At 69.2% G+C, this 25,963-nt stretch carries 19 protein-coding genes; 10 read left to right on the top strand and 9 right to left on the bottom strand.

What is annotated here, in order from left to right; translation table 11 throughout:
• Positions 1-9: 9 nt before the first annotated feature.
• Positions 10-843 (bottom strand): 2-keto-4-pentenoate hydratase, encoded by an 834-nt coding sequence (locus Q9R17_RS08525; RefSeq protein WP_308157982.1) that lies wholly within the window; start codon positions 841-843, stop codon positions 10-12.
• 180 nt (positions 844-1,023) lie between these two features.
• Here Q9R17_RS08525 and Q9R17_RS08520 point away from each other — a divergent pair, with 180 nt between their 5' ends.
• Positions 1,024-1,602, top strand: a complete 579-nt coding sequence (locus tag Q9R17_RS08520) for a cysteine dioxygenase family protein (protein ID WP_308158310.1) — start codon at positions 1,024-1,026, stop codon at positions 1,600-1,602.
• Between the two features lie 27 nt (positions 1,603-1,629).
• Here the strand turns inward: Q9R17_RS08520 and Q9R17_RS08515 are convergent, their stop codons facing one another.
• Positions 1,630-2,913, bottom strand: coding sequence for an alginate lyase family protein (locus Q9R17_RS08515; RefSeq protein WP_308157981.1), 1,284 nt, complete (start codon positions 2,911-2,913; stop codon positions 1,630-1,632).
• A complete protein-coding gene (locus Q9R17_RS08510; protein ID WP_308157980.1) occupies positions 2,913-5,732 on the bottom strand; it encodes a TonB-dependent receptor in 2,820 nt (939 codons plus the stop codon). Before Q9R17_RS08510 ends, Q9R17_RS08515 begins: the two co-directional genes overlap by 1 nt.
• Positions 5,733-5,999: 267 nt before the next feature.
• Between Q9R17_RS08510 and Q9R17_RS08505 the strand changes: the two genes are divergently transcribed.
• The 4 genes from Q9R17_RS08505 to Q9R17_RS08490 all read left to right on the top strand — a co-directional run bounded on the left by Q9R17_RS08505 (position 6,000) and on the right by Q9R17_RS08490 (position 10,050).
• Positions 6,000-7,754, top strand: a complete 1,755-nt coding sequence (locus Q9R17_RS08505) for a glycosyl hydrolase family 28-related protein (protein WP_308157979.1) — start codon at positions 6,000-6,002, stop codon at positions 7,752-7,754.
• 23 nt (positions 7,755-7,777) lie between these two features.
• Entirely contained in the window at positions 7,778-8,803 is a 1,026-nt protein-coding gene (locus Q9R17_RS08500) for a sugar kinase (RefSeq protein WP_308157978.1), read from the top strand.
• Positions 8,790-9,428, top strand: a complete 639-nt coding sequence (gene eda / locus Q9R17_RS08495) for a bifunctional 4-hydroxy-2-oxoglutarate aldolase/2-dehydro-3-deoxy-phosphogluconate aldolase (RefSeq protein WP_308157977.1) — start codon at positions 8,790-8,792, stop codon at positions 9,426-9,428. Before Q9R17_RS08500 ends, eda begins: the two co-directional genes overlap by 14 nt.
• Positions 9,429-9,582: 154 nt before the next feature.
• Positions 9,583-10,050: a cupin domain-containing protein gene (locus Q9R17_RS08490; protein WP_308157976.1), complete on the top strand. Its 468-nt coding sequence runs from the start codon at positions 9,583-9,585 to the stop codon at positions 10,048-10,050.
• Positions 10,051-10,077: 27 nt separating this feature from the next.
• Here Q9R17_RS08490 and Q9R17_RS08485 read toward each other — a convergent pair whose 3' ends face one another.
• A complete protein-coding gene (locus Q9R17_RS08485) occupies positions 10,078-11,937 on the bottom strand; it encodes a sigma-54-dependent Fis family transcriptional regulator (RefSeq protein WP_308157975.1) in 1,860 nt (619 codons plus the stop codon).
• 227 nt (positions 11,938-12,164) lie between these two features.
• Between Q9R17_RS08485 and adh the strand changes: the two genes are divergently transcribed.
• The 5 genes from adh to Q9R17_RS08460 all read left to right on the top strand — a co-directional run bounded on the left by adh (position 12,165) and on the right by Q9R17_RS08460 (position 18,632).
• Positions 12,165-13,694, top strand: a complete 1,530-nt coding sequence (gene adh / locus Q9R17_RS08480) for an aldehyde dehydrogenase (protein WP_308157974.1) — start codon at positions 12,165-12,167, stop codon at positions 13,692-13,694.
• A gap of 75 nt (positions 13,695-13,769) precedes the next feature.
• A complete protein-coding gene (gene adhP, locus Q9R17_RS08475) occupies positions 13,770-14,798 on the top strand; it encodes an alcohol dehydrogenase AdhP (RefSeq protein WP_308157973.1) in 1,029 nt (342 codons plus the stop codon).
• Between the two features lie 110 nt (positions 14,799-14,908).
• Positions 14,909-15,286, top strand: a complete 378-nt coding sequence (locus Q9R17_RS08470) for a DUF779 domain-containing protein (protein ID WP_308157972.1) — start codon at positions 14,909-14,911, stop codon at positions 15,284-15,286.
• Between the two features lie 26 nt (positions 15,287-15,312).
• The gene (locus Q9R17_RS08465) at positions 15,313-15,708 is read left to right on the top strand and encodes a hypothetical protein (RefSeq protein ID WP_308157971.1); all 396 of its coding nucleotides are present in this window, start codon (positions 15,313-15,315) and stop codon (positions 15,706-15,708) included.
• A 182-nt stretch (positions 15,709-15,890) separates the two neighbouring features.
• Positions 15,891-18,632 (top strand): TonB-dependent receptor, encoded by a 2,742-nt coding sequence (locus Q9R17_RS08460; RefSeq protein WP_308157970.1) that lies wholly within the window; start codon positions 15,891-15,893, stop codon positions 18,630-18,632.
• 58 nt (positions 18,633-18,690) lie between these two features.
• Here the strand turns inward: Q9R17_RS08460 and Q9R17_RS08455 are convergent, their stop codons facing one another.
• The 5 genes from Q9R17_RS08455 to Q9R17_RS08435 all read right to left on the bottom strand — a co-directional run bounded on the left by Q9R17_RS08455 (position 18,691) and on the right by Q9R17_RS08435 (position 25,930).
• On the bottom strand, positions 18,691-19,089 hold the full coding sequence (locus Q9R17_RS08455; protein ID WP_308157969.1) for a hypothetical protein: 399 nt from the start codon (positions 19,087-19,089) through the stop codon (positions 18,691-18,693).
• Positions 19,090-19,202: 113 nt separating this feature from the next.
• Complete coding sequence (locus Q9R17_RS08450) at positions 19,203-20,603, bottom strand: ATP-binding protein (RefSeq protein ID WP_308157968.1); 1,401 nt, start codon at positions 20,601-20,603, stop codon at positions 19,203-19,205.
• Positions 20,596-21,318 (bottom strand): response regulator transcription factor, encoded by a 723-nt coding sequence (locus Q9R17_RS08445; protein ID WP_308157967.1) that lies wholly within the window; start codon positions 21,316-21,318, stop codon positions 20,596-20,598. The genes Q9R17_RS08450 and Q9R17_RS08445 overlap by 8 nt, the downstream gene beginning before the upstream one ends.
• Positions 21,319-21,376: 58 nt before the next feature.
• Positions 21,377-23,704: a TonB-dependent siderophore receptor gene (locus Q9R17_RS08440; RefSeq protein ID WP_308157966.1), complete on the bottom strand. Its 2,328-nt coding sequence runs from the start codon at positions 23,702-23,704 to the stop codon at positions 21,377-21,379.
• Positions 23,705-23,830: 126 nt separating this feature from the next.
• Positions 23,831-25,930, bottom strand: coding sequence for a TonB-dependent receptor (locus Q9R17_RS08435; RefSeq protein WP_308157965.1), 2,100 nt, complete (start codon positions 25,928-25,930; stop codon positions 23,831-23,833).
• Positions 25,931-25,963: the final 33 nt, after the last annotated feature.

The raw sequence follows: 25,963 nt of genomic DNA, 5'->3' as shown, positions 1-25,963 counted from the left end.
TCTAGGCGGTCAGCCGGCCGGTACCGCCCTGCAGGCGATTTCGGCCACGCCGGCAAAGCGCAGCCGCGCGACCTGGCCGATGGCGATGTCGTGGATGCCGGTGGCGTTGCCGGTGGCGATCAGGTCGCCGCGGCGCAGGGGCCGGCCACGTCGCGCCGAACGCGCCAGGGCAAAGGCGAATGCTGCACGCAGGCCGCCGGGCAGGCGGGTGGCACCCCCGCTGCCCACCGGCTGGCCATCGATCAACGTGTCCACGCACAGTTCCTGTTCCGCACGCGCGGTCCAGTCCGGGATCTCGGCCCCGAGCACCAGACCGTTGTTGTTGCCGAAATCGGAAATCACCGCACGCGGGCCCAGCACGTTGATGGTCGCCAGCGGGCTGCTGGCCACTTCAACACCAATGTACAGGCGTGCCGGCAGGGCCTGTGCCTGTGCCGGTGTCCACTGGAACTGTCCGGCCGGTGCGTCCTCCAACACCTCCAGCACGTACTCCGCCTCCACCGCAGCAAACCCGCCGGCGCCGGAAAACACCGGAATATCGTTGATGGCACCGGTATCATTCCAGAGATGCGAACGGAAGATCGGGCCCAGCAGCCGTTCGTCACCGGACGCGTCGCGCATCGCTTCGGCGATGTAGCCGACCTTCCAGCCGGCAATGTCACCGCGCCACAGGTCGATGGCCCGGTCCTGCACCAGGTAGGCCTGTTCCAGATCGGCCGGCAGCACGCCCGGGAAATCCGGCAGGGCACGGCCAGCGTGCCGCGCTGCGGTGAAGGCACGGGCGATGGCCAGTGCCGGCGATGGCGCTGTGGCCTGTGCTGCAGTGCCGTGTTCGTTGCTCAAGCGCAGTCTCCGTTGGGCGGTAGGGCCCCTTGCGGGGGCCGTTGTCTTTGTATGGTAACCGGTGTCATCTTGCAAGAGGGTCGTCACCATGGCGTGCTGCAGGCCGGGGTTCATGGCGTCCATGACGCATGGGCAACATTCTCTTAACCGGCCTTGGCTAGAGTCGGGGGCATGTCAGGGATGTTCACACCACTGCCGTTTCCCGGGCGCGCGCAGCTGCTCGCGGCGATCGACGCGGCGGTCTGCCTGCACGATCCGCACGCGGTCACGCATGCGCTGCAGGAGGTGCTGGCCACGGCCATCAACGACCCGGCCATCGTGCTGCCGCCCTGCGTGTACCGGCCGGTGCAGGGCCATTACGCGCGTCGTGAACTGCACCGCAGTGCCACGCTGGGCTACAGCGTGGTGGCCATGTGCTGGGGACCGGGGCAGGGCACACCACTGCATGACCACGATGCGCTGTGGTGCGTGGAAGGGGTCTGGCAGGGCGAGCTGCAGGTGACGCCGTATGCGCTGCTGCAACGCCAGGGCGAACGCTTCCGGTTCCAGCCGCAGTCCACGCTGCATGGCCTGCGCGGCAGTGCCGGCAGCCTGATCCCGCCACACGAGTACCACACGCTGCGCAACGCGCGCGATGACACCGTAGCCGTGACCGTGCATGTCTACCAGGCGGCGCTGGAACGCAGCGCCGTGTTCGATCCGCTTGGCGAAGGCTGGTACCAGCGCCGCGTGCAGGTGATGGAAACCGACGCCGCCTGACCGCGCGGCGCCGGCCGCATGCCGGCCTCATGGCGTGGCCGGCAACGCCGCGCTGCGCAGCCACAGCAGGTCGGCCGGGTGCTGCGGTGCCAGCTGCCGGGCGGCGGCGCCGAAGCCTTCGCCCGGCCAGCGCTGCTCGGCACGCAGCATCACCTCCAGCAGGTCCTGGGTATCGTCCAGGTCCAGTTCGGGGTAGGGCCAGCGTGCCGGCGGCACGGCCGTGCCGGCCAGGAAGCGGGCCGCGGCGTGCAGGCGGCCGCTATCACCATCGCGGTACTGCCACAGGTCCACGCCCACGCACTGGCCCAGGTCGGCCAGGGTGAACGCTGCATCCAGCGTCCAGCTGCTGTAGTGCAGCGAACGGGTGCGGGTAAGCTCATGCGGCAGGCTGCCATCGGCGGCGATCTGGCTGGCCAGCCGGCGCGGCCCGGCCTCCTGCGCGGTACGCCGCGCCAGTGCGGTGTCGCGCGCGAACAGGGCGAAGTGGGTCAGCAGCATGTCGTAGTACAGGCCATGGTTGTTGCGCGCGGCCTGTTCCTTGCGCCCGATCGGGCTGTCCACCATCCAGTGCGCGAAGTCGCCGAACCACTGCTCCAGCCCCTTCAGTTCCTGCGCGTCGAGCGTACCGGACGGTGCCAGCAGGCCGATCGATTCGACCACCCGTGGCAGGCGGTGTGCATCGATCACGCCTTCCGCGCGCCCGGCCACCTTGCCCGGAATGGACTGGCCATGGTCGAGGTTCGGGTTCATCCGCGTGGCCGGGGCCAGGAACCAGGTGCGCAGCAGCTGCGCGGCCTTGTCCGCATAACGGCGCTCGCCACTGAAGTAGTACGCCAGCGCCAGCGACTGCACATCACGGCTCATTGCTTCCAGCCGGGTCACGTCGAAGGCGTCACCATCACGCTCGGGATTGAAGTGGCCGTCACGACGCACATAGGGCACGCCGCCCGGCCGCTTCGGGTCGGGCCACCAGTACGGGCCCAGGCTCATGTAGTCGTGGCGGTTGCCGCTGGCCGGCAGGCGGGTCTTGTCGACCACGCTGTAGGGCCCGCGCTGCAGGGCGGCGTCAGCCTCGGCCTGCAGCGCGCGCCAGGCCGGCTGCAGCGTGGCGTCGGTCGGCAGCCGCCGCGCGACGTCCTGCAGCACATCCGGTCGCCACAGGAAGGTGCGCCGCCCTTCCGCGCCACCGGCGAACCCCTGTTCGGCGCGGCACTGCGGTGCCGCTTCCGGTACGGCCGGCGTGGCGGCCGCGGCCACCAGCGGCGTGGCCAGGGCCAGGCCCAGTACCGTGCAGAGCATGCGGGCGGCCATCAGTAGCGGAACCTCACGCCGACGAAGTAGCTGCGGCCGAAGAAGCTCGATTCGGCGATGCTGCCTTCCACCGGGCGGAACATCAGCTGGTGCTGGTCGGTCACGTTCAATGCCTGCGCCTTGATCTGCCAGTGGCGGTTGATGTTGTACGACGCCGACAGGTCCAGGAAGCCCACGTCATCGACGAAGCGGTTGGCGGTCAGCGTGGACGGCTTGAAGTAGCCCGAACGGTACTTGTAGGCCGCGCGCAGCGACAGGCCGCCATACTCGTAATACAGCGTGGCCGACCCGGAATGGCGGGAGAAGCCCGACAGCCCGGCCGGATCGGTGAACTGGGACAGCGGGAAGGCCGGTTCCACCGCCGAGGGATCGGGGTAGCGGAAGTTGGAATGGGCGCGGTTGTAGTTCAGCTGCACGCCCAGCCCCGACCACGCACCCGGCAGGTAGGTGAAGGCGTGGTTGACGCCCACTTCAACACCGCGCAGGTTGGATGTGCCGCTGCTGTTGCCCTGCTGTGCCACCGGTACGGTGTAGGTGCGGCCATCGACCACGAACTGTTCCAGCACGCGGTTGTCGGCGGCGGCAACCACGCCGGCTTCCAGGATCTTGTAGTACAGCGCCATCGAGTAGCTGGTGAAGTCGTTCTGGTAGAACTCGAACGACAGGTCCGCATTCCACGCTTCCATCGGCTCCAGCCGCGGGTTGCCACCGGTCGCCCCGGCCAGCGCGTCTTCCGGCGTGGCGGCGGCACCGTCGGTGATCAGGCTGCGGCCGGCGCCCATGTCCTCGATGTTGGAGCGGGCCAGTGCCTTGTACAGCGCGCCCTTCACGTACAGGCCCGGCTGCAGTTCGGCGCTGATGTTGAAGCTGGGCAGCACGTTGCGGTGGCGGTGCTTCATGCGCACGCGGTCGAAGCTGCCGGCCACCGGGTCCAGGCGGTAGGAGGACGTGCCGGTGACCGGATCGGTGGTGGTCACCAGCCGGTAGTCGCCGCGGTAGCCGGCCGAATCGATGTGGGTATCGACCAGGCGCACGCCCAGGTTGCCGGTGACCGGCACATCGCCCCAGCTGGTGCTGAAGCTGCCCATCGCATAGGCCGCATAGATGCGTTCGGTGATGTCCAGGTCGCCGGCACTGCGCGGGTCGGCCGCCGGGCCCAGGTCGTCGCTGCCGGTGAAGTTGCGGTACAGGCAGCGCGTATCGAACTGTGCCCAGCTGCGGATGTTGGTGCCGCTGCCCTTGCCCCAGTTGTCCACTACGTTGCCGATGCGGCAGTTGGCGTTGCCGGCCAGCATCGCAGCGGTGCTGATGGCTTCGATGTCGTTGTTGTTTTCCACATCGGTGGTACGGCTGTGGTCGGAGGCACGCACACCGACGCGGAACTGGTGCCAGGTACCGTAGCGGTCGTAGTCCAGGTCCAGGCGCGCGGCCTTGATCTCGTCCACGCGGTCCTCGAAGGCCCGCCGCGCATAGGCATTGCCGGTGAAGGCGGCATGGTTGTCGAGGTTGACCGGCGTGGCGAAGTCCACACGCGGGATGTCGGTGCCCTGGTCGAAGGTGTAGGCGACGCGCCCACCGGGCCCGAACAGCGTGTTGCTGCGCAGGCGGGCGGCCATGTCGTCCTGTTCGCGATGGGTCCGCGAATAGGACAGGTCGCCCTTCACGGTGATCGCCTCGCTGGCCTTGAAGGCGGCCGACAGGCCACCGCCGGCATAGGTCTCGTTGCGGTTGCGCTGCAGGCTCTGGCTTTCCAGGTAGCTGTTGCCCGAGTAGCGCAGCAGCGCCCCATTGGCAGCCTGATCGATCGGGGTGATGCCACGGCGGCCTTCGGCGATGACCAGGTCATGGCGGTCCTCGAAGGACTTGCGCTTGGACAGCTGCACGTCCAGGTTCACGTCCCAGCGGTCGTTGGGTTGCCACTGCACGTCGCCCACCACCGCGCGGCGGGTGTCCTCGGTGCGCAGCTGGCGGAAATTGACCTGGTTGGGCACGAAGTACACCGGGGTGCCGCGGTTGGCCGCGTAGGTGCAGTTGCCCGCCGCGCTGCCGGTGAGCAGCCGCGGGTTGGGGTTGATCGAGTTGCACGGGCGGAAGCTGGAGGAGGCGGTGTAGAAATCCTCCGGCGCGGTGCTGTCGGTGGTGGCCACGCCGAGCGCGACGCCGATGCGGCCCACGGACGTATCGAACTGGTCGATGTACGAGCCGGACAGGCGCGAGCCGAGGTCATCGCCGGCACGTTCGGCGGCGGGCATGTAATGGGCACGGCCTTCCATCTGGATGCGGCGCTTCTTGTAATCCAGCGGGCGCGCGGTGCGCAGCTCGATGACGCCGGACACGCCCCCTTCGATGAAATCGGCCTGCTGGCTCTTGTACACCAGCACGCCATTGGTCAGTTCCGAGGGGAACTGCTGGAAGGACACGGCACGGTCGCCGCCGCCGCTGGATACCTCGCGGCCATTGACGGTGGAGAAGCCCAGGTAGGGCCCCAGGCCACGCACCGAGATTTCCGAGGCCGATCCCTTGAAGCGGTCGGCGGTGACGCCGGCCACGCGCTCCAGGGTCTCGGCCACCGAATTGTCGGGCAGCGCACCGATCTCATCGTTGACCACCGCATCGACGATCACCGAGGCATCGCGCTTGACCGTGGCCGAATCGCGCTGGGTTTCACGAACGCCGGTGACGTTCACGGTGTCGAGCGTATTGGCCGGATCGGCGGGCGGCTGCTGGGCCAGCGCCGGGGCGGCATGCAGGGCGAGCAGGATGGCGCCGGACAGCAAGGTAACCGGTGTCTTCCGGGAGTTGCGCGAGGTTGCGGTCACAAAGGGATCCCCTGGATCAGAATTTGCCGTTGATTGGGATATTCCGATGGCGTGCACCCGCTCCGGGGGCCGCCGCCAGCCGCAATGACACCGCTGGCCAAAAAGAAACTAGCAATCCTTCACATCCTCCGCATCTTGCAACGCAACATGCTGAAAACCCCGGTTCTTTTCACTCTTGCCGCCCTTCCCCGGCTGCTGCTACGGTGAAATGACCATCGGTGTCATCGCCTGTCCCCCTCCCATGTCCTGTCTCCTGCGGAGCCTGTCATGCCCCATCGTTCCTCCCGTTTCCACCGCGGCGTCCCCCGCATTGTCCCGGCCTGGCCCCTGCTGCTGGCGCTGTCCCCGTTGACCGTGTCGGCGGCCGTGGATGTCCCGCCCCCGGTGTCCGTGGCCACGGCGCACTGCGCGGTGACGGTGCCGGATTTCTCTTTTGCCGGCTACCGCCACGGGCGGCCGGAACTGCCCACTGCCCGCGGCACGGTGATCGACGTGCGCGACTTCGGCGTGGTCGCCGATGATGACCGCGATGATTCTCACGCCCTGCTGCGCGCACTGAAGGCGGCCGATGCCGTGGACGGTCCGGTGGTGGTGCAGCTGCCGCCGGGGCGGGTGGTGCTCAGCGAAGTGCTGCGCATCACCCGCAGCAACATCGTACTGCGCGGGCACGGCAGTGGCGGCGGCGGCAGCGAGCTGTACATGCCGCGCCCGCTGCGCATGGTCGACCGCAGCAACGCGCTGGACGAACTGCGCCAGTACCTGCGCGACAACCACAAGCACCAGGTCGAACCGGCGCAGAACGTGGACGTGCTGTTCTCGCCGTGGTCGTGGAGCGGTGGCTTCCTGTGGGTGGGGCCGCAGGGCAACCGCCCGGCCGCCTACCTGGCATCGCATGACACGCCCTCGCGCCGTGACCGCCTGGCCGAGGTGCTGCAGGGCACGCGCGGCAGCACGCAGCTGCGCGTGGGCAACGCCGCCGCCCTGCGCGTGGGTGACGTGGTGCGCGTGCGCTGGTTCAACCGCCAGGGGCCCGATGGCGCACTGGTGCAGGAACTGTACGGGCCGCAATACAGGACGCTGAAGGTGGGCTCGCACCACTGGACCACGCCGGACCGCCCCTTGGTGGTACAGGCCAGTACGATCGCCGCGATCGACGGTGATGCCATCACCCTGGCCGCCCCGCTGATGCACGATGCCGGCGGCCCGCTGCAGGCCGACCTGGCACGCTGGCAGCCACTGCGCGAGGTGGGCATCGAGGATCTGGCACTGGTGTTCGCCCCCGGTGGCAGCTTCGGCCACCACCAGGAAGAGGGCTACAACGGCATCTACTTCACCGGCGTGTACGACGGCTGGGTGCGCAACGTGCGCACGCGCGATGCCGACGCCGGCGTGCTGACCTACGACAGCGCGCAGCTGACGTTGGCCGACATCCGCGTGGAAGGCGCGCGGCCGGCGCACTACGCCGTGCACCTGGGCAACGTGCAGGCCACGCTGGTGCGCGACCTGGAAGTCCACAACCGCGTCATCCACACGCTCAGCGTCAACACCCAGGCCAGCGGCAACGTGTTCCTGCGTGCACAGGCATGGCAGGCACCGGTGATCGACCAGCATGCCGGCGCCAACCACCAGAACCTGTTCGACCAGGTCACCTTCCACGTGCAGGCGCAGCGTGATGCGCAGGGCAAGGCGTGGTATCCGGTATGGAACGGCAGCGGTGCCGGCTACTGGGAACCCGGCCATGGCCGCTACAACACCACCTGGAACCTGCGCGTGCTGGTGGAAGGTGGCGCCGCGCCGGGTGAAAGCGTGCGCCTGGCCGGCGAGGACGAAGGCCCGGACGCGCGCCTGGTCGGCCTGTCCGGCAACCACCCGTTCACCGTCGACTACCGCCCGGCAGCAGCCGTGCGGCAGGTGGGCGAGCGCCTGTGGCGCAGCCCGTCGCTGTATGAGCTGCAGTTGGCGCAGCGCCTGGCCGGGCAGCCGGTCGCCACCTGCCTGGCCGCGCCGGCCGATGCCCCATGACCCCCTCCGATGAGCCTTCTTCCATGAACTCTCCCCGCATCCTCTGCTTCGGTGAACTGCTGCTGCGCCTGGGCGCGCCTGGCCGCGAGCTGCTGCTGCAGTCCCCGCGGCTGAACGTGCATGTCGGCGGTGCCGAAGCCAATGTCGCCGTGTCGCTGGCCCATTTCGGCCATGACGTGGCGATGGTCAGCACCGTCGCCGGCAATCCGCTCGGTGCCCATGCCGTGGCCGAACTGCGCCGGCACGGCGTGGGCACGCGCCACATCCGGCGCGATCCGGACGGCCGCATGGGCCTGTATTTCCTGACCACCGGGGCCGTGCAGCGCGCCAGCGAGGTGGTCTACGACCGTGCGGGTTCGGCCTTCGCCAGCAGCACCGCCGCCGATTACGACTGGCCCACGCTGCTGCAGGGCGTGCAGTGGCTGCACCTGTCCGGGGTCAGCCCGGCACTGGGGCCGCAGGTCGCGCAGGCCACCGTCGAGGCGGCACGGGCCGCGCGCGCGCAGGGCGTGCGCGTGTCCTTCGACGGCAACTTCCGCCCCAGCCTGTGGCAGCGCTGGGGCGGTGATGCGGCGACGATCCTGCAGGCACTGTTCGCCCAGGCCGACATCGTGTTCGCCGATTACCGCGACATCGAAGTGGTGCTGGGGCAGCGTTTCGCGCAGGAGGACGTGGTCGCGCGGGTGGACGCTGCCGCCGATGCCGCCTTCGCCGCCTTCCCGCAGCTGCAGTGGATGGCCTGCACCCAGCGCCAGGTGCTGGGCGTGGACCACCATGTGCTGGGCGCCCTGCTGCTGGGCCGCGATGGCACCCGTGCGCAGGCGCCGGCCCGCACGCTGGCGGGCATCGTCGACCGCATCGGCGGCGGCGATGCCTTCGCGGCAGGCATCCTGCATGGCATCCTGTCCGGCTTCGATGCCGAGGCCACCGTGCGCTTCGGCCTGGCCGCCGGTGGACTGAAGCACTCCCTCCCCGGCGATTTCAATCCTGTCAGCGAAGCTGACGTGCTGGCCCTGGTGGGCGAGGAGCGATTCGATGTCCGGCGCTGATCCGCGCGTACGCGCAGTCCTGAAACTGGCCCCGGTGATTCCGGTGTTCACCCCCGATGACGTGGACGATGCGGTGCAGGTGGCACAGGCCCTGTTCCGCGGCGGCCTGCCGGTGATCGAAGTGACGCTGCGCACGCCGCGGGCGCTGGAGGCGATCCAGGCCATGGTCGAGGCCGTGCCCGATGCCGTCATCGGTGCCGGCACCGTGGTCACCGCCGCGCAGATGCAGGCAGTGAAGCAGGCCGGTGGCCGCTTCGCGGTCTCGCCCGGGGCCACGCCGACGCTGTATGCGGCCGCGCGCGATGCCGACCTGCCGTACCTGCCGGGCGTGGCCACCGGCTCGGAGCTGATCCTGGGCCTGGAACACGGCCTGGATACCTTCAAGTTCTTCCCGGCGGTGCAGGCCGGCGGCGCGCCGCTGCTGTCGGCATGGCATGGGCCGTTCCCGGACGTGCGCTTCTGCCCGACCGGTGGCATCAGCGCGCAGACCGCCAGCCAGTTCCTGCACCTGCCCAACGTGCTGTGCGTGGGGGGCTCGTGGCTGACCACCGCGGCCCTGATGCAGACCCGCGACTGGGAGGCGGTGGAACGCCTGGCGCGCGAATCGGCCGCCCTGGCCGGCTGAGGCGGCACCCGGCTGTGCCGCCTGCGCGCGGCACAGCGCCTGGTTTCCAGATGATCGGTGCGCATGACGCACAGCTGATGTGCGCGTCCACGGCTTATCGAGCGTGCGGGTGGCCCCTAGTCTGGCCACCTTTCCCACGCAAGGTACCGCCACGATGACGACTGTTCCGTTCCGCCCGCTGCTGGTCGCTTCCCTGCTGGCCCTGGCCGGCACTGCCTGCGCCGCCACGCCGGCCGCACCCCTGGCGCTGGACGATGCCGCCGTGTCGCTGCCGGCTGCACAACTGCAGTGGCGGGACGTGCCCGGCACCGGGGGCGCGGTCCGCTACGCCAACACCCAGGGCGACATCCTCAGCGACGGCAAGGGCTTCTATTCGGCCTTCGTGCGCTTCAAGGCCGGTACCGACAACGGCCTGCACACCCACAGCCAGACCCTGCCGACCGTGGTCCTGGCCGGCACGTTCTATGCCCGCATCGACGGCCGCGAGGTGCTGTATCCGGCCGGTTCGTTCTACAACCTGCCGGCCGGCAAGGTGCATGAGAGCGGCTGCAAGGCCGGCACCGACTGCCTGCTGTTCCAGTACCAGGCCAACAACTTCGACCTGGTGTCGGCCAAGGGCTGAGCCCCGCGCGCCTGACAACCCCGGCGGCTAGGGCTTGCCCAGCCGCCGGTACAGCGTGCTGCGGCTGATGCCCAGCCGCCGTGCGGCGGCGGTGACGTTGCCATCGCTGGCGGCCAGGGCCTGGCGCATCGCCGCCTCGGTGATGTCGTCCAGCACCCCGCTGGCCACCGCCTGCGCCGGCAGGGCCGGGGACTGGCGTACCTGCAGCGGCAGCAGCGCCGGCCCCAGCCGCTGCCCCGGCTCGGCCAGCGCCACCAGCGTGCGCAGGCAGGCGCTGAGCTGGCGCAGGTTGCCCGGCCACAGGCAGGCCGCCAGTACGGCACGGGTGTCGGCGGGCAGCACATGGCCCTGGCCCACCTGCTGCCACAGCGCATCGACCAGGGCCGCACGGTCCGGGTGCAGGCGCAGCGGCGGCAGGTCCACCACATGGTCGGCGATGCGGTAGTACAGGTCCGCACGGAAGCGCCCAGCCGCCACCGCCTGGGGCAGGTCGCAGTGGCTGGCACAGACCAGCGCGAAATCCAGTTTCACCGGGCGGCCACCGCCCAGCGGTGACAGCTCGCGCTCCTGCAGCACGCGCAGCAGGCGCGGCTGCAACGCCAGCGGCATGTCGCCGATCTCATCCAGGAACAGCACGCCACCGTCGGCCTGCCGCAGCAGGCCCGGGCTGCCCTGGCGCCGCGCACCGGTGAAGGCGCCTTCCTCGTAGCCGAACAGTTCCGATTCGATCAGCCCTTCCGGCAGCGCCGCGCAGTTGACCGCCACGAACGGCCGGCCCGCCCGTGTGCTGCGTGCATGCAGTTCACGGGCAAACACTTCCTTGCCGGTGCCGGTTTCCCCCTGCAGCAGCACCGGCAAGCCGGCCTGCAGCACCCGCCCGGCGCGTTCCAGCTGCTGGCGGGCGGTGGCATCGAACAACGGGCCTGTGCGTGGTGCGGTGGTGGCCGTCGGCGCTGCCGGTGCGCGCGGCATCGGCGCGCCCACCGCCACCGATGTACCCCGGCCCTGGCGGATGCCGTGCAGGGTACGGCCCTGCCGGTCCAGCAGCAGGCCGCCATCGGCCAGGCGCGCGAGCGGCTGCTCGAACAGCGCCTCGTAGGGCGTGCGGCCCAGGTCGTGGCGTTCCAGCCCGAACAGGGCCAGGCCCGCGCGGTTGGCGGCCACCAGCCGGCCGCCGCGGAAACCCAGGACGCCTTCGCGCGCGCTGCCCAGCAATGCCGGCTGATGGTGCAGGCGCAGCAGTTCGCAGTCGGCCAGGCCACGTTCGAAGTAGCGGTGCTCGATCTGCACCGCCGCCTGCCGTGCCAGGGCCAGTGCATGCAGGTGCGGTTGCCGGGCGTCGCCGGAAATATCCAGCACGCCCACGCACTGCCCCCAGGGGTCGAACACCGGCGTGGCCGAGCAGGTCAGGATGCCGTGCGGCGCGAAATAGTGTTCGCCGCCGCGTACCTGCACGGCACACCCTTCCACCAGTGCGGTGCCGATGGCGTTGGTGCCGACACTGCCTTCGTCCCAGCGCGCGCCGGGCAGCAGGGCCACGCGGCCGGCCTTGTCCAGAAACCCCGTACTGCCTTCGGCATCGAGGATCCAGCCATCCTCATCGGTCAGCAGCACGATGTTGCCGCTGGCCGCCAGTTCCGCGCCCAGGCCATCGAGTTCGGGACGGGCGAAGCGCCACAGGCGCTCACGCCGCTGCCGCAGTTCGCGCAGCCGGCCGTCGGGCAGGGGTTCCAGGGCGGGCTGTCCGTCCACGGCCAGGCCATGGCGCCGGCAACGCTGCCAGGACTGCAGGATGGTGCTGGGCACCGCGCCGACCGGCGTGGTGCCACGCTCGAAGAAGCTGCGGCGTGCACTGCCCAGGCGGGCATCAGGGACGAGCGGGGACACCGTCAGCCTCCAGTGTCGCAATCTGCGACAGTCGTTGCAGGACCTGTCCCGATTAACAGCACAGCCACCCTGCACTTGCAACGGGCAGGCTGCTGCAGCGCGGTAATTCCTCGACCGCGATCACGTCCCGGCGCGGCTTTCGCCGCTGACGCAACGCAGCACGGCAAAGCTGGCATCGTCCTTGCGCCTGGACCGGACCCCATCCCGTGCCATTCCAGGAGCCCACGATGAATGCCGTCACCGCCGCCCGGCCGTTCAGTACCGATCCCCGCTCGATCTTCAAGCCACGCTATGGCAACTACATCGGCGGTGAGTGGGTGGCACCGCGCAGTGGCCAGTACTTCCCGAACAGCACGCCGATCACCGGGCAGGTCTTCACCGAAGTCGCCCGTTCCAATGCCGAGGATGTCGAAGCGGCCCTGGACGCTGCCCATGCGGCCAAGGAGGCCTGGGGCCGCACCTCCACCACCGAACGCGCCAACGTGCTCAACCGCATCGCCGACCGCATCGAGCAGAACCTGGCGCTGATCGCGCACGCCGAAACCTGGGACAACGGCAAGCCGATCCGCGAAACGCTCAACGCCGACATTCCGCTGATGGCCGACCACTTCCGCTATTTCGCCGGCGCCGTGCGCGCGCAGGAGGGCAGCCTGTCGGAGATCGACCACGATACGGTGGCCTACCATTTCCACGAGCCACTGGGCGTGGTCGGCCAGATCATCCCGTGGAACTTCCCGCTGCTGATGGCGGCATGGAAGCTGGCGCCGGCGCTGGCGGCCGGCAACTGCGTGGTGCTCAAGCCGGCCGAGCAGACGCCGGCCTCGATCCTGGTACTGATGGAAATCATCGGCGACCTGCTGCCCAAGGGCGTGCTGAACGTGGTCAATGGCTTCGGGCTGGAGGCCGGCAAGCCGCTGGCCAGCAACCCGCGCATCGCCAAGATCGCCTTTACCGGCGAAACCACCACCGGCCGGCTGATCATGCAGTACGCCAGCCAGAACCTGATTCCGGTAACGCTGGAACTGGGTGGCAAATCGCCCAACATCTTCTTCGCCGATGTCATGGCCGAGGACGATGACTTCCTCGACAAGGCGGTGGAAGGCTTCGTGCTGTTCGCCTTCAACCAGGGCGAGGTGTGTACCTGCCCGTCGCGCGCGCTGGTGCAGGAATCGATCTACGAACGCTTCATGGAACGGGTGCTGGAACGGGTGGCGGCGATCAAGCAGGGCAACCCGCTGGACCCCAACACCATGGTCGGCGCGCAGGCCTCCTCCGAGCAGCTGGAAAAGATCCTGTCCTATATCGACATCGGCCGCCAGGAAGGCGCCGAGGTGCTGATCGGTGGCGCGCGCGAAGTGCTCGATGGCGACCTGGCCGGTGGTTTCTACGTGCAGCCCACCGTGTTCAAGGGCCACAACCGCATGCGCATCTTCCAGGAGGAAATCTTCGGACCGGTGGTGTCGGTCACCACCTTCAGGACCGAAGAGGAAGCGCTGCAGATCGCCAACGACACGCTGTATGGCCTGGGCGCCGGCGTGTGGAGCCGCGATGCCTCGCGCCTGTACCGCATGGGACGCGCCATCCAGGCCGGCCGCGTGTGGACCAACTGCTACCACGCCTATCCGGCACACGCTGCGTTCGGCGGCTACAAGCAGTCGGGCATCGGCCGCGAGAACCACAAGATGATGCTCGACCACTACCAGCAGACCAAGAACCTGCTGGTCAGCTATTCACCGAAGAAGCTGGGCTTCTTCTGAGGGTTTGATCGTGATCAAGGCGCCGCCCGCGCACCGGCGCCATCCTGCCTCCAAGCGCACTACGGAGAACCATGCATGAACAAGACCATGAAGGCCGCCGTTGTACGTGAGTTCGGCAAGCCGCTGGTGATCGAGGAAATGGCCGTACCGCGCCCGGGGGCGGGCGAGGTACTGGTGAAGATCGAAGCCTGCGGTGTCTGCCATACCGACCTGCACGCCGCCGAGGGCGACTGGCCGGTGAAACCGAACCCGCCGTTCATCCCCGGCCACGAAGGTGTGGGGCACATCGTGGCCGTGGGCGGCGGGGTCACCCATGTGAAGGAAGGCGACCGCGTCGGCATTCCCTGGCTGTACTCGGCGTGCAGCCACTGCGAGCACTGCCTGGGCGGTTGGGAAACGCTGTGCGAAACGCAGCGCAACACCGGCTATTCGGTCAATGGTGGCTTCGCCGAATATGCCATTGCCGATGCGAACTACGTCGGCCTGCTGCCGGACGCCGTCGGCTTCGTCGAGATCGCGCCGGTGCTGTGCGCCGGCGTGACGGTGTACAAGGGTCTGAAGATGACCGATACCCGCCCCGGTGACTGGGTGGTGGTCTCCGGGGTCGGCGGTCTGGGCCACATGGCGGTGCAGTACGCGCGTGCGATGGGCCTGAACGTGGCGGCGGTGGATGTGGATGACGCCAAGCTCGGCCTTGCCACGCGGCTGGGCGCGACGGTCACCGTCAATGCGCGCACCACCGACCCGGCCGCCTACCTGAAGAAGGAGATCGGCGGCGCGCACGGCGCGCTGGTCACGGCCGTTTCGCCCAAGGCCTTCGAGCAGGCGATGGGCATGGTCCGCCGCGGTGGCACCATCGCGCTCAATGGCCTGCCGCCGGGCAACTTCCCGCTGGACATCTTCGGCATGGTGCTCAACGGCGTGACCGTGCGGGGCTCGATCGTCGGCACCCGCCTGGACCTGCAGGAATCGCTGCAGTTCGCCGCCGACGGCAAGGTGGCCGCCACGGTCAGCACCGACCGCCTGGAAAACATCAACGACGTGTTCGCGCGCATGCATGCGGGCACCATCGAAGGCCGCGTGGTACTCGACTTCGCGGCCTGATCCGCCGTGCATGGCCGCTGCTGCCCGTTTCCTCTCCCACGGGCGGCAGCGGCCATGCCGCTGCTGTCCACCCCGTCAGGGGTCCACGCTGTGCGAGGAGGGAGCCTGCCATGACCGAACTTCCGCCCCAGGTCACCGCCACCCTGGCCGCACTGCAGCTGATCGACAGGCTGCGGGCGCGCCATGGCCCGCTGCTGTTCCACCAGTCCGGCGGCTGCTGCGACGGCTCTTCACCGATGTGTTTCGCGCAGGGGGATTTCCTGCTCGGCGACCGCGATGTCCGCCTGGGCGAGATCGGGGGCGCACCGTTCTATATCAGCCCTTCGCAGTTCGCCTACTGGAAGCATACCCAGCTGATCATCGATGTGGTTCCCGGCCGGGGCGGCATGTTCTCGCTGGACAACGGCGAAGGCGTGCGCTTCCTGGTGCGCTCGCGGCTGTTCACCGATGCCGAGTCCGCCGCACTGCAGGCCGCTGGCAAGGTCTAGCGCGGCGGGGCGCCGTACAATGGGCCATGCCCGACCTGCTCAAGACCCTGCTGCTGTCCCTGCTCGCCCTGGTCGGCGCGCTGGTCGCACTCACCCTGGTGACCAACATGGCCAGCTGGCTGCCCACGCTGCTGGGGCTGGCGCTGGGCAATCCGGCGCAGCTGGGCTGGGACCTGGCCTTCACCGTGCTCGGAGGCATCGCCGCCGTTGCCTTCGCCACGTGGTATGCGCCGTGCTGGCCGCGTTCGCACGGGGCCGGCATCTGGACGTTGATCGCACTGGGCAGTGGCTACGGTGTCTGGGTGCTGGGCGGCGATTTCCCGTCCTGGTTCGTCAGTGGCCTGCTGGCCTCGCTGCCGGTGCAGCTGGGGCTGGGCTGGTACATCGGTGGACAACGTCGTCGCAGCGCAACATCCCGTTAACAATCGAGGCTTAGCCTCTTGGTCCGCCGAATGTCGGCAACGCAGCGCAGGGGCCCAGACCCAGGGAACAACGGGGTGGGCGCAGCGTACGACCCCTTCAAGGACCCGGGATTCAACCCATGCGAACCAACCACCGGGAGGCGGCCCGTTCCGCCCCCCATGCGAAGCTTTTGTCCCACGCCGTGCATGCTGTGCTGATCGGCGGGCTGGCCGCGCTGCCCATCGATGCCATGGCCGAAGAGGCCACCGATGATGGCGATACCCGCCAGCAGCTGCAGCAGCTGGACACCGTCAACGTCAGCGGCAGCTATGCCAGGAGCCTGGAACGCGCGGTCGATCTCAAGCGCGCCAACATCGGCTTCTCCGATTCCATCGTCGCCACCGACGTGGCCGACTTCCCCGAACAGAACCTGGCCGAAGCGCTGCAGCGCATGCCGGGCGTGACCATCGAGCGCAACAAGGGGCTGGGCAGCAAGGTCAGCGTGCGCGGCCTGCCCAGCGAATTCACCCTGGTCTCGATCAACAACCTGGCCACCGCCTCGGGCAGTGGCGGCCGTGACGTGCAGTTCGACATCTTCGCCTCCGACGTGGTGCAGACGGTGACGGTGCAGAAATCGCCCACCGCCGCCGATGAGGAAGGCGGCATCGCCGGCTCGGTCTACATCGAAACGGCCAAGCCGTTCGACTACAACGAACCCAAGTTCAGTGCCTCGGCAGAAGCCTCGCACAATTCGATCAACGGCAAGATCGACCCGAAGATCTCCTTCCTGGCCAGCGATACCTGGGGCGACTGGGGCGGCCTGGTGTCGTTCTCCAAGGCCAAGCGCACCAACCGCACCGATTCCAACTCGGGCATCAACTTCCGCCCGATGGGCCGCTTCCTGGAAGCGTCCGGCACCCGCGCCTCGCAGGCCGCCGCCGTGCTTGCGCGCGATGCCGGCGTGGTGGTGAAGAACCGCCTGGACAAGGACGAAACCAGCCGCATCATCTTCCAGGACAAGGTCGGTGACCGCGTCTACCTCAACGACCAGGACCAGTGGGGTGCGACCGCATCGCTGCAGTTCAAGCCCAGCGACACGTTCTCCCTGAGCTTCGACGGCATGCTCGGCGGTTATGACACCCACGAGGACGAGTACGATGCCGCGGCCTATTCGGCCTCCAGCCGCAGCACCCTGGACCGCATCTACGACTACGACAAGACCACGCTGGGTGCCTATGGCATCACCGTGCTCAAGGACGTGGCCTACACTGCCACGCAGCATGAAATCCTGAGCAAGGAACGCAACGCCAACACCGACTACCGCCAGTTCAGCACCAAGCTGGACTGGAAGGTGGGCAGCTGGGACATCGATGCGCTGATCGGCTATTCCGGTGCCCGCAAGGATTCGGACTACGCCAACCTCAAGCACGTGGCCTATGCGCCGTCACGCACGCGCTGGACCGCCGATGGCGGCGAGACGGTTCCCAGCAGCGCCGGTGGCTTCGACATGTACCACTCGCCGGACAAGTACCTGTTCGAAGCGTACGAGACCGAAGTGGAGAAGGTGAAGGATGACAAGTACGCCGCGCAGCTGGACCTGCGCCGGCAGATGAACCTGGCCTTCTTCCCGGCGCTGAGCGCACTGCAGTTCGGCGCGCGCTACACCGACAAGACCAAGGAACGCGAGTTCGGCAGCGGCAAGATCCAGGGCCCGGGCGCCGGCAGCACCGCGTGGGTCAACAAGCGCACGCTGGCCGACAGCAACCCGATGTGGATCAGCCAGCTGGCCCCGGGGGGCGCCTACCGCCCCAGCGACCTGGACTGGCAGCAGATCTCCAACGCCTACGCCCGCGCCACCTTCCGCTACCCCGGCTATGCAACGCCGCTGGACCCGGGCCAGTACTACGAAGTGAAGGAGAAGACCCTGGCGCTGTATGCCATGGCCGACTTCTACTTCGATATCGGCCGCGTGCCGGTGTACGCCAACCTGGGCGTGCGCTCGATCGACACCGACGTCGATTCGGCCGGCTTCCACCCGGTGCAGAAGCCCGATGGCAGCAACGGCTTCACCGCCACGCCGATCTCCAGCAGCGGCGATTACAGCAAGATCCTGCCCAGCTTCAACATGACCGCCGAGATCGCCGACGGCCTGGTGCTGCGGGGTGCAGCCTCGGAAACGCTGATGCGCCCGTCGCTGACCGACATCGCCTACCGCCGCACCGTCAGCTGGAGCAGCTTCCGCTTCATGGACGGCAACCCGGCACTGAAGCCGACCACCGCCAGGCAGTGGGAAGTGGGCCTGGAAAAGTACCTGGGCAACGGCGGCCTGCTGGCAGCCTCGTACTTCTCCAAGAAGATCGACGGCGTGGTGCGGCAGTCGCTGACCGGCATCGTCAAGAACGTCGAGAAGCTCAACGCCAACGGGTCGCTGGACGGCTACTACGACTTCGAGGTGTACCAGCCGGTCAATGCCGATGGCGCCTACAAGGTCACCGGCGTGGAACTGGTCGCGCAGCTGCCGTTGTCGATGCTGCACCCGGCGCTGGAAGGCTGGGGCATCAACGCCAACTACACGCAGCTGGACAACTCGCTGACCGGCGCGTCCGACCTGGGCATCCCGACCCCGCCGGAAGGCCTGGCCGAGAAGGCGTACAACTTCACCCTGTACTACGAGAACGACCGCTTCAGCGCGCGCGCCTCGTACAACTTCAAGGACAAGTACGTCGAGTACATCCACCTGAACATGTACCCGGTGTACCGCGACGCCTACGGCCAGCTGGATGCCTCGTTCGGCTTCCGCCTCAACGACACCTGGAAGCTGAACCTGGAAGCGATCAACCTGCTGGACGAGAAGACCAAGGGCTACACCATCGACAAGGCGTTCCCGACCCAGTACGAGTTCTCCGGCCGTCGCATCACCTTCGGCATCCGCGCGGACTTCTGATCCGCACCAGGACGGCCAGGCACTGCCTGGCCGTCCTGCACGGGTTCACGGTGTGGCGTTACTGCAGCAGCGGCCGCACCGCCGCGGCCGGCATGTGGTCCAGCGCCATCCAGGCGTCTTCCACCACCGGTCGGGCTTGCTGCCACGACAACCGCGACTGCCCGCGCATCTGTTCCCAGTGCGCCGCCAGTTCCTCATCGGTATCGGCATCACCGCCGCGCGGCCAATCGGCGGCATGCGTGCTCAACGCGAACGCATAGGCGGCGCACAGGTCGCGCCAGCTGCGATGGCCCTGGCTGCGGCGGCGCTCGTAATCGCTGCGCATGTACTGCTGGTAATCCTGGGCCACGGCCTGCGGTTCGGCGGCCTGGCGGGCCCGGCGCTGCGCGCTGCGGGCGCCCAGCGGATCCAGGTGGACGTTGAACACGGACGGTGCGGGACGTTCCAGGCGGGGCATGGCCGGCTCCAGCAGCAGGCGGGTGGGCAGGTGTACCGGCGCCGCCGTTAGCCGGCCGTGACGCCACCGTTCACCTCAGCCGCCGTGCCCGGCTGAACAGGCAGCGCGCCGGCTCAGCCGGCCGGCTGCGCGCGGGGCAGGGTGATGCGCACGCACAGCCCGCGGCCGCCCGGACCGTCCTCCAGCGCCAGCTGGCCCCCGTGCGCCTGCACGATGGCCAGCGCGATGCTCAGGCCCAGCCCGGTACCGCCCTGGCGATCGCTGCGCGAGGCCTGCAGCCGCTGGAACGGCTGCAGCAGCCGCGCCCGCTCGCTGGCGGGGATACCCGGGCCCTGGTCCTGGATGACGATCTGCACGGCCTGCGCATCGGCCGAGGCCACCACCTGCGCCTGCCCCCCGTAGCGGGCCGCGTTGTCGACCAGATTGGCCAAGGCACGCTTCAGGCTGCGTGGAAAGCCGGGGCAGGCCACGCCCCCCTGGCCGCCCAGCTGCACGGCATGGCCCGCTTCGCGCGCATCTTCCACCACCGTGCGCAGCAGCGCATCGATATCCACCGCTTCGCGGTGCCCCTGCAGCTGCGTGGCGCTGCTGTAATCCAGGATCGAGTCGACCAGCGCCTGCATATCGTCCAGGTCGGCCCGCCAGCGCTCGCGGGCAGCGTCATCGGCCAGCAGTTCGGTGCGCAGGCGCAGCCGCGTCAGCGGCGAGCGCAGGTCGTGGGACACCGCCGCCAGCAGCTCCTCCCGGGCGTGCGCCGCCTGTTGCAGCTGGGCCTGCATCTGGTTGAAGGCGTGCGCGGCCTGGCGCACCTCGCGCGGGCCTTCCAGCGGCAGCGGCGGGGCATGCAGGTTGCGGCCCAGTGCCTGTGCCGCGGCCGCCAGCCGGGTCAGCGGCCGGGTCAGCCAGCGCACCACCAGCAGGGCCAGCAGCAGGATCAGCAGCGTGCGCAGGCCGTAGATGCGCAGCAGGTAGTCGCCCAGCGCGTGGGTGGGTTCCAGCTGCAGGCCGGCCTGCCCCTCGCGCACATCGAACTGCAGCCACTGGCCCTGCGCGCTGCGCACGCGCAGCTGGAACTGGCCGGCCACATGGCGGGCGGACAGCACATCGTCATCATCGCGCCCCTGCCGGTCATACAGGCGCAGGTGCTGCAGGTGCAGTTCGCGCGGGCTGCCCAGTTCACTGGCCAGTGCATCGCGCAGCAGGCGCTCGACGGTGCGGTCACGTGCGCGCAGCGCCACGCTGCCGCCGTCATCGACCGCGTGCACGGACAGGTCGGCGGTGGACAGCAGCGCGGGGTCGGCCCCGGCCAGCGGTGAATCGGCTGCCTCCAGCAGGCGCAGGCTCTGCGCCACGTGCGCGGCGGTCAGCCGCGCCGGTATCTCGGCCACCCGCTCATAGCGGGCGTCATGCCAGACCGTGCCGGTCAGCAGCTGCGCCAGCAGCATGCCGGCCACCAGCACGATCATCAGCCGGCCATACAGCGTGCGCGGCCAGCCCAGGCGCGGCTCAGTCATCGGCGTGCACCGGCCCGGCCAGGCTGTAGCCACGGTGGCGCACGGTGCGGATCAGCGCCGGCGCGCGGCTGTCGTCCTCCAGCACCTGGCGCAGGCGGCTGATGCACATGTCGATGCCACGGTCATTGGGCTGGCGGTCGCGGCCGTAGACCTGCTCGACCAGGAAGTCGCGCTCCAGCACCTGGTCGGGCTGGCGCAGCAGCAACAGCAGCACGGCAAAATCGGTGTCCCCCAGCAGGTGGCGACGGCCATCGGCGGCCTGCAGCGCGCGGCGGCGGGTATCCAGGGTCCAGCCCGCGAAGTGCAGGCGGGCCGGCGGTGGCTCCAGCTGCACGCCGGTCCGGCGCAGCACCGCGCGCAGACGCGCCAGCAGCTCGCGCGGGTCGAACGGCTTGGCCATGTAATCGTCGGCACCGGTTTCCAGGCCGAGGATGCGGTCCATCGGCCGCCCGCGCGCGGTCAGCATGATCACCGGCAGGCTGCTCTGCGCACGCAGCTGCTGGCACAGCGCCAGGCCATCGTCACCGGGCAGCATCAGGTCCAGCACCACCGCATCGAAGCGGCTGCGCTGCAGCGCGGCCCACATCGCCGCGCCGTCGCCCACCACATCGGTCTGCAGGCCATGCTGGCCCAGGTACTGCGCCAGCAGCGCGCCGATTTCCGGGTCGTCATCGACAACCAGCAGGCGGGCGGCAGGGCAGGGCGGTTCGGCCATCATGCCGGCATCTTCCCAGAAGCGGCCCCGGCGCGCAGGGCCGGGGCCGGGCGGGTGGTCAGAACCGCGCGCGCACGGTGAACGTGGCCGAGCGCGGCTCGCCGAAGATCAGCCCGTCGTAGAAGCCGTACTGGGTGTAGTAGGTCTTGTCGGTCAGGTTGTTGATGTTCAGCGCCAGCTGCACCGTATCGGTCAACGCGTAGCGGGCCATCAGGTTGACCAGGGTGTAGCCGCCCAGCGGCAGGTTGCTGGCGTCGTAGCGGCCATTGCCCAGCGGACGGCCGGGATTGGTCGACATCACCGTGCCGCTCTGCACCGACAGGCCACCACCGACGGTCAGCTTCGACCAGGCGCCGGGTAGGGTCCAGGCGGTGTTCAGGCGCAGCAGGTGGCGCGGGTCCTGCTGGTAGGACAGGCCATCGACCTGCAGCCAGGTATAGCCGGCGTACACATTCCAGCCCGGCGCCAGGCGCCCGGAGATTTCCAGGTCCGCGCCCTTGGAGGTCACCCCGTCCACGGCGCGGTAGATGGTCAGCCCGGTATCCGGGTGGACCAGGCCGGTGCTTTCGGCCACGTTGTTCTGCGCATTGCGGAACAGCGCCAGCGCGGCATTGAGCGCACCATCGGCCCATTCGCCCTTGATGCCGGCTTCGTAGCTCTTGCCGGTCACCGGATCGAGCAGCGTGTCGTTGGCATCGCGCACGTTGCCCTGCGGGCTGAACACATCGGTGTAGCTCACATACGCCGAATAGTTCGGCGCGAAGTCCCACACCAGGCCCGCATACGGCGTCACCACCTGCTGCTCGCCGGTGGCGGCACTGCGCGTGCGTGCACCGGTCAGGGTGTAGGTCTGCGTATAGGTCTTATAGTTGCTCACGCGGGTGCCGAGCACCAGCGACAGCGGGTCGGACAGGCTGAAACGCCCGGCCAGGTAGCCGCCCAGGTTCTGGGTGATGGTCTTGGTGCGCGCCGGGGTACGGAACGCGGTGAACGGTGCGTAGCTGCCATCCCAGCTGCGCCAGTCGGCGATCGGCAGGCCGACCGCGCGGTACTGGCAGCCGCTCCACGGCGCCACGCCGGCAATCGAGCAGTTGCCCAGCGCCGCGCTGAAGGTGTAATCGGTGATCTCGCTGCGGTAGCCGTTGAAGCCGGCCATCAGCTGGTGTTCGCGGCCGAACAGCTGCAGCGGTCCGCTGGCACTGATGTCCAGGTTGTCGCGGCGGGTATCGGATTCGCTGTGGATGGCATTGAGGAACGCGCCGCTGCCATCGGGGTTCCAGAAGCCGGCAAAGCCCTGCCCGCGCGCGGCATTGTTGACCTTGGCCACGCCGTAGTGGGTGTAGGTATCACCGCTGTCGTGGGCGAAGGCCGCACGCAGCGTCCAGCCCGCGCCCAGGCCCTGCTCGACACTGCCGAACACGGTGGTGGCATCGCGCTTGGCCAGGCTCCAGTCGGCAGCCGGGTTGGTGCTGCGCGACAGCTGCGCGCGGCTGCCATCGGCCCACCAGATCGGCACGTTGCTGCCCCAGGAGGCGCCGCCGTTGCGGGTCTTCTCGTACTGCACGCCCAGGTTCACCACCGTGGCACTGCCCAGATCGGCCTCGATGCTGGCCAGCCCGGCCAGGCGCTGGATGTTCTCGCGCTGGCGGAAGGTGTCCGAATCCTCGGCACTGACCACCACGCGGCTGCGCACGCGGCCATCGGCGGTCAGCGGCGTGTTGAGGTCACCCATCAGGCGCCGCTTGTCGTGGCTGCCGACGGTGAGCGCGGCGGCCGCGCCGAACTCCCGGCCCGGGCGCTTGCGCTCCAGGTACACCGTGGCCGACGGATCACCGGTGCCGCCGAGCAGGCCATTGGCACCGCGCACCACCTGCACGTGGTCATACAGGTCCATGTTCAGCGCCGCGCCGCCGCCACTGAAGCTGCTGGCGCCGTTGACCAGCATGCCGTCGACCTTGAAGTTGCCGATGTCGAAGCCGCGCGCACGGAAGGTGGTGCGGCCAGCGTTGTCCAGCGAATAGGTGGTGATGCCGGTGGTGCTGGTCAGCACATCGTCGATGGACTCGATCTGCAGGTCATCCATCTGCTGGCGGGTCACCGTGGTCACCGACTGCGGGGTCTGCCGCAGGCTCAGGTCCAGGCCGATGGCCGCACGGCTGGCCGGCAGCGTGTAGCTGTCCACCTGTGACTGCCGGCGCGCGGTGACTTCCAGGCCATCCAGGGTGGTCGGGTCACTGGCCGGGGCCTCGGCGTGGGCCGCCATCGGCAGGGCCAGGACAACGGCCAGCGCAAGCGCATGCTGTCCAGAAGCACGCCGCACGGGCGCAGGCGGGCACGGCAACGCAGCGCGCGGCAGGCCCGCGCGGGTGTGGGCATCGGCAATCACGGGGGGAATCCTTCTCAGATGTAAATGGGATCGATTCCCATTGGCATCATGATAGCGACGCCACCGTGGCCGCCGGCCCGCGCAAATGTAAGGGTGTGTAATGGGCCCGGCGCAGCGCAGGGAAGATCACCGCCAGGACCACTGCACGCCCACGCTGGCGCGTCGGTCCGGGCCCGGCTCGAAGTAACGGCCATTGCCGTCGTTGACGATCACCGAGCCGATGTAGCGCTGGTCCAGCAGGTTGTCCACGCGGGCGAAGGCACGCAGTTCGCCGCTGCCCCGTGCCCAGCGCCGGCCCGCTTCCAGGTTCAGCAGCGCGTAGCCCGGTGCCGTGTCGGTGGCCAGGTCGTTCACCCCCACCGTGCTGCTGGCGCTGGCTTCCATTGCCCACTGCCACACGCCCGGCTGCCATTGCAGGCGCGCGAAGGCCTGCTGCCGCGGCACGCCCGGCAGGCGGCTGCCGGCACGCACCACGGTGTCCGGCACGCTGCAACCGCTGCCGCCGCAGGTCAGGTAGTCCGAGCGCACCTGCGCCTGCAGCCAGGTCCAGGCCAGCTGCAGTTCGGCGCGTTCCCCCAGCGGCTGGCGGTAGTCCAGCTCCATGCCCTGGCGGCGGGTGCGGCCGATGTTGCGGTAGGTGCTGCGGCCGTTGGTGTTGCTGGCCACGGCCAGTTCGTCGTCGGTGTCGGCACGGAACACGCTGATGTCCAGCACACGGCCGCCTTGTGCATGCCACTTGCTGCCCACTTCCAGGGTGCGGCTGCGCGCGGCCGACAGGTCCAGCGCCAGCCCGGCCCGGCCATCGGCGCGGTAGCCCAGTTCGTTGAAGGTGGGTGTCTCGAAGCCACGGCCCACGGCCGCATGCAGGCGCCACTGCGGGGTGGCCTCGAAGCTCACCCCGGCCACCGGCGTGGTGGCCGGGTAGCGGCGGCGGCCACTGTCATCGGGGTTGCGGCCGACGATGTAGCGATCATCCGACGCGAAGCGCACCGCGCTGTGCCGTGCGCCCAGCAGCACTGACCAGCGCGGGCGCCACTGCCACCAGGCCTGCACGAACTGGTCCACGTTCTGCACGGTGTCGATCTGGTCGCGGCGCAGCCGTCCGCGCACGCCCAGCGTCGTACCGATGAAGTTCTCGTAGCCGGTGCGGTGCTGGCGCTGGCGGTCGGCGTTGATGCCGACGGCCAGGTCCAGCGGGCGGCCAGCCAGCGTACCGTTCCAGCCCCAGCGCGCGTCCAGGCCACCATAGGCACCGTCCAGGTCGATCACCCCGCCGGCATGCAGCGGGTTGGCCTGCACCGCGGGCGGAATGGCCAGGTACTGGGTGACCGCGCGCTGGCCGGCATAGCCCATCAGCTGCCAGCGCTGGGCACCGCTCTCGCGGGTCCAGCGCAGCCCAGCCTGCTGCTGGCGCACCGATTTGCGCGTGTTGTACTGCTCGGCCACCGCCGTGGCCTGGCGTGGGTCGGCCGCCACCTGCGCGCGGGTCAGGCCCAGCGGGTCCTGCGCATCGGGCGCATCGAGCGCGTTGAGCAGCAGTTCCAGCCGTCCCCCGCCCAGCTCGCCGCCGATGCGGGCATTGAGTGATTCGCGGCGGGCCCGGCTGTGCTCGCGCCAGCCATCGGTACGGAAGTGGTTGGCCGCCACGTTGTAGTCGATACCCGCGCGGGCCCCGCGCAGCTGCGCGCCGACGCTGAGCGTGTTGTCCGCACCGGCATTGACGCGCAGCCGCCAGGGATCACCGGCTTGGCCCTGCGCGCTCCACACCTGCAGCACGCCGCCGGAGGAATTGCCGTACAGCGCCGAGAACGGCCCGCGCAGCACCTCGATACGCTCGGCACCGAGCAGGCTGGCGTGCGAGAGCTGGCCCTGGCCATCGGGCATGGTGGCCGGCACGCCATCCATCAGCACACGCACCCCGCGCACGCCGAAGGTGGAGCGCGCACCGAAGCCACGGATCGACAGCTGGGTGTCCTGGGCGAAATTCTGCCGTTCGCGCGCGACCACGCCCGGTACCCCTGCAAGCGCCTCGGACAGCTGTGCGCCGGCCCCGGCGCGGTCCTCGCCGACCCAGACCGTGTCCAGCGATGCCGGCAGCGCGAAGGGGTCCACGCCCTGCGCACGCGCCACCTGCACCTCGACCGCGGGCAGGGCGGTGGGTTCGGCCGCCAGGGCAGGCAGGGCAAGCACCAGGGACAGAGCGGACAGCGCTGGAGCGGGATTCATGGTTCAGGTTCATGGATCGGGCGGCAACGCACG

Source organism: Stenotrophomonas sp. 24(2023), assembly GCF_030913365.1.
Lineage (GTDB): Bacteria > Pseudomonadota > Gammaproteobacteria > Xanthomonadales > Xanthomonadaceae > Stenotrophomonas.
Note: the sequence above shows the minus strand (reverse complement) of the source record. Positions and strands in the feature narration are given on the sequence as shown.

Bases quoted from the DNA above. Each gene is read 5' to 3' on its own strand.
- Q9R17_RS08490 (WP_308157976.1), top strand. From the start codon at position 9,583: ATGACGACTGTTCCGTTCCGCCCGCTGCTGGTCGCTTCCCTGCTGGCC.
- Q9R17_RS08465 (WP_308157971.1), top strand. From the start codon at position 15,313: ATGCCCGACCTGCTCAAGACCCTGCTGCTGTCCCTGCTCGCCCTGGTC.
- Q9R17_RS08470 (WP_308157972.1), top strand. From the start codon at position 14,909: ATGACCGAACTTCCGCCCCAGGTCACCGCCACCCTGGCCGCACTGCAG.
- Q9R17_RS08450 (WP_308157968.1), bottom strand. From the start codon at position 20,603: ATGACTGAGCCGCGCCTGGGCTGGCCGCGCACGCTGTATGGCCGGCTG.
- Q9R17_RS08445 (WP_308157967.1), bottom strand. From the start codon at position 21,318: ATGGCCGAACCGCCCTGCCCTGCCGCCCGCCTGCTGGTTGTCGATGAC.
- eda (WP_308157977.1), top strand. From the start codon at position 8,790: ATGTCCGGCGCTGATCCGCGCGTACGCGCAGTCCTGAAACTGGCCCCG.
- Q9R17_RS08515 (WP_308157981.1), bottom strand. From the start codon at position 2,913: ATGGCCGCCCGCATGCTCTGCACGGTACTGGGCCTGGCCCTGGCCACG.
- Q9R17_RS08505 (WP_308157979.1), top strand. From the start codon at position 6,000: ATGCCCCATCGTTCCTCCCGTTTCCACCGCGGCGTCCCCCGCATTGTC.
- Q9R17_RS08455 (WP_308157969.1), bottom strand. From the start codon at position 19,089: ATGCCCCGCCTGGAACGTCCCGCACCGTCCGTGTTCAACGTCCACCTG.
- Q9R17_RS08520 (WP_308158310.1), top strand. From the start codon at position 1,024: ATGTTCACACCACTGCCGTTTCCCGGGCGCGCGCAGCTGCTCGCGGCG.
- adh (WP_308157974.1), top strand. From the start codon at position 12,165: ATGAATGCCGTCACCGCCGCCCGGCCGTTCAGTACCGATCCCCGCTCG.
- Q9R17_RS08435 (WP_308157965.1), bottom strand. From the start codon at position 25,930: ATGAATCCCGCTCCAGCGCTGTCCGCTCTGTCCCTGGTGCTTGCCCTG.
- adhP (WP_308157973.1), top strand. From the start codon at position 13,770: ATGAACAAGACCATGAAGGCCGCCGTTGTACGTGAGTTCGGCAAGCCG.
- Q9R17_RS08500 (WP_308157978.1), top strand. From the start codon at position 7,778: ATGAACTCTCCCCGCATCCTCTGCTTCGGTGAACTGCTGCTGCGCCTG.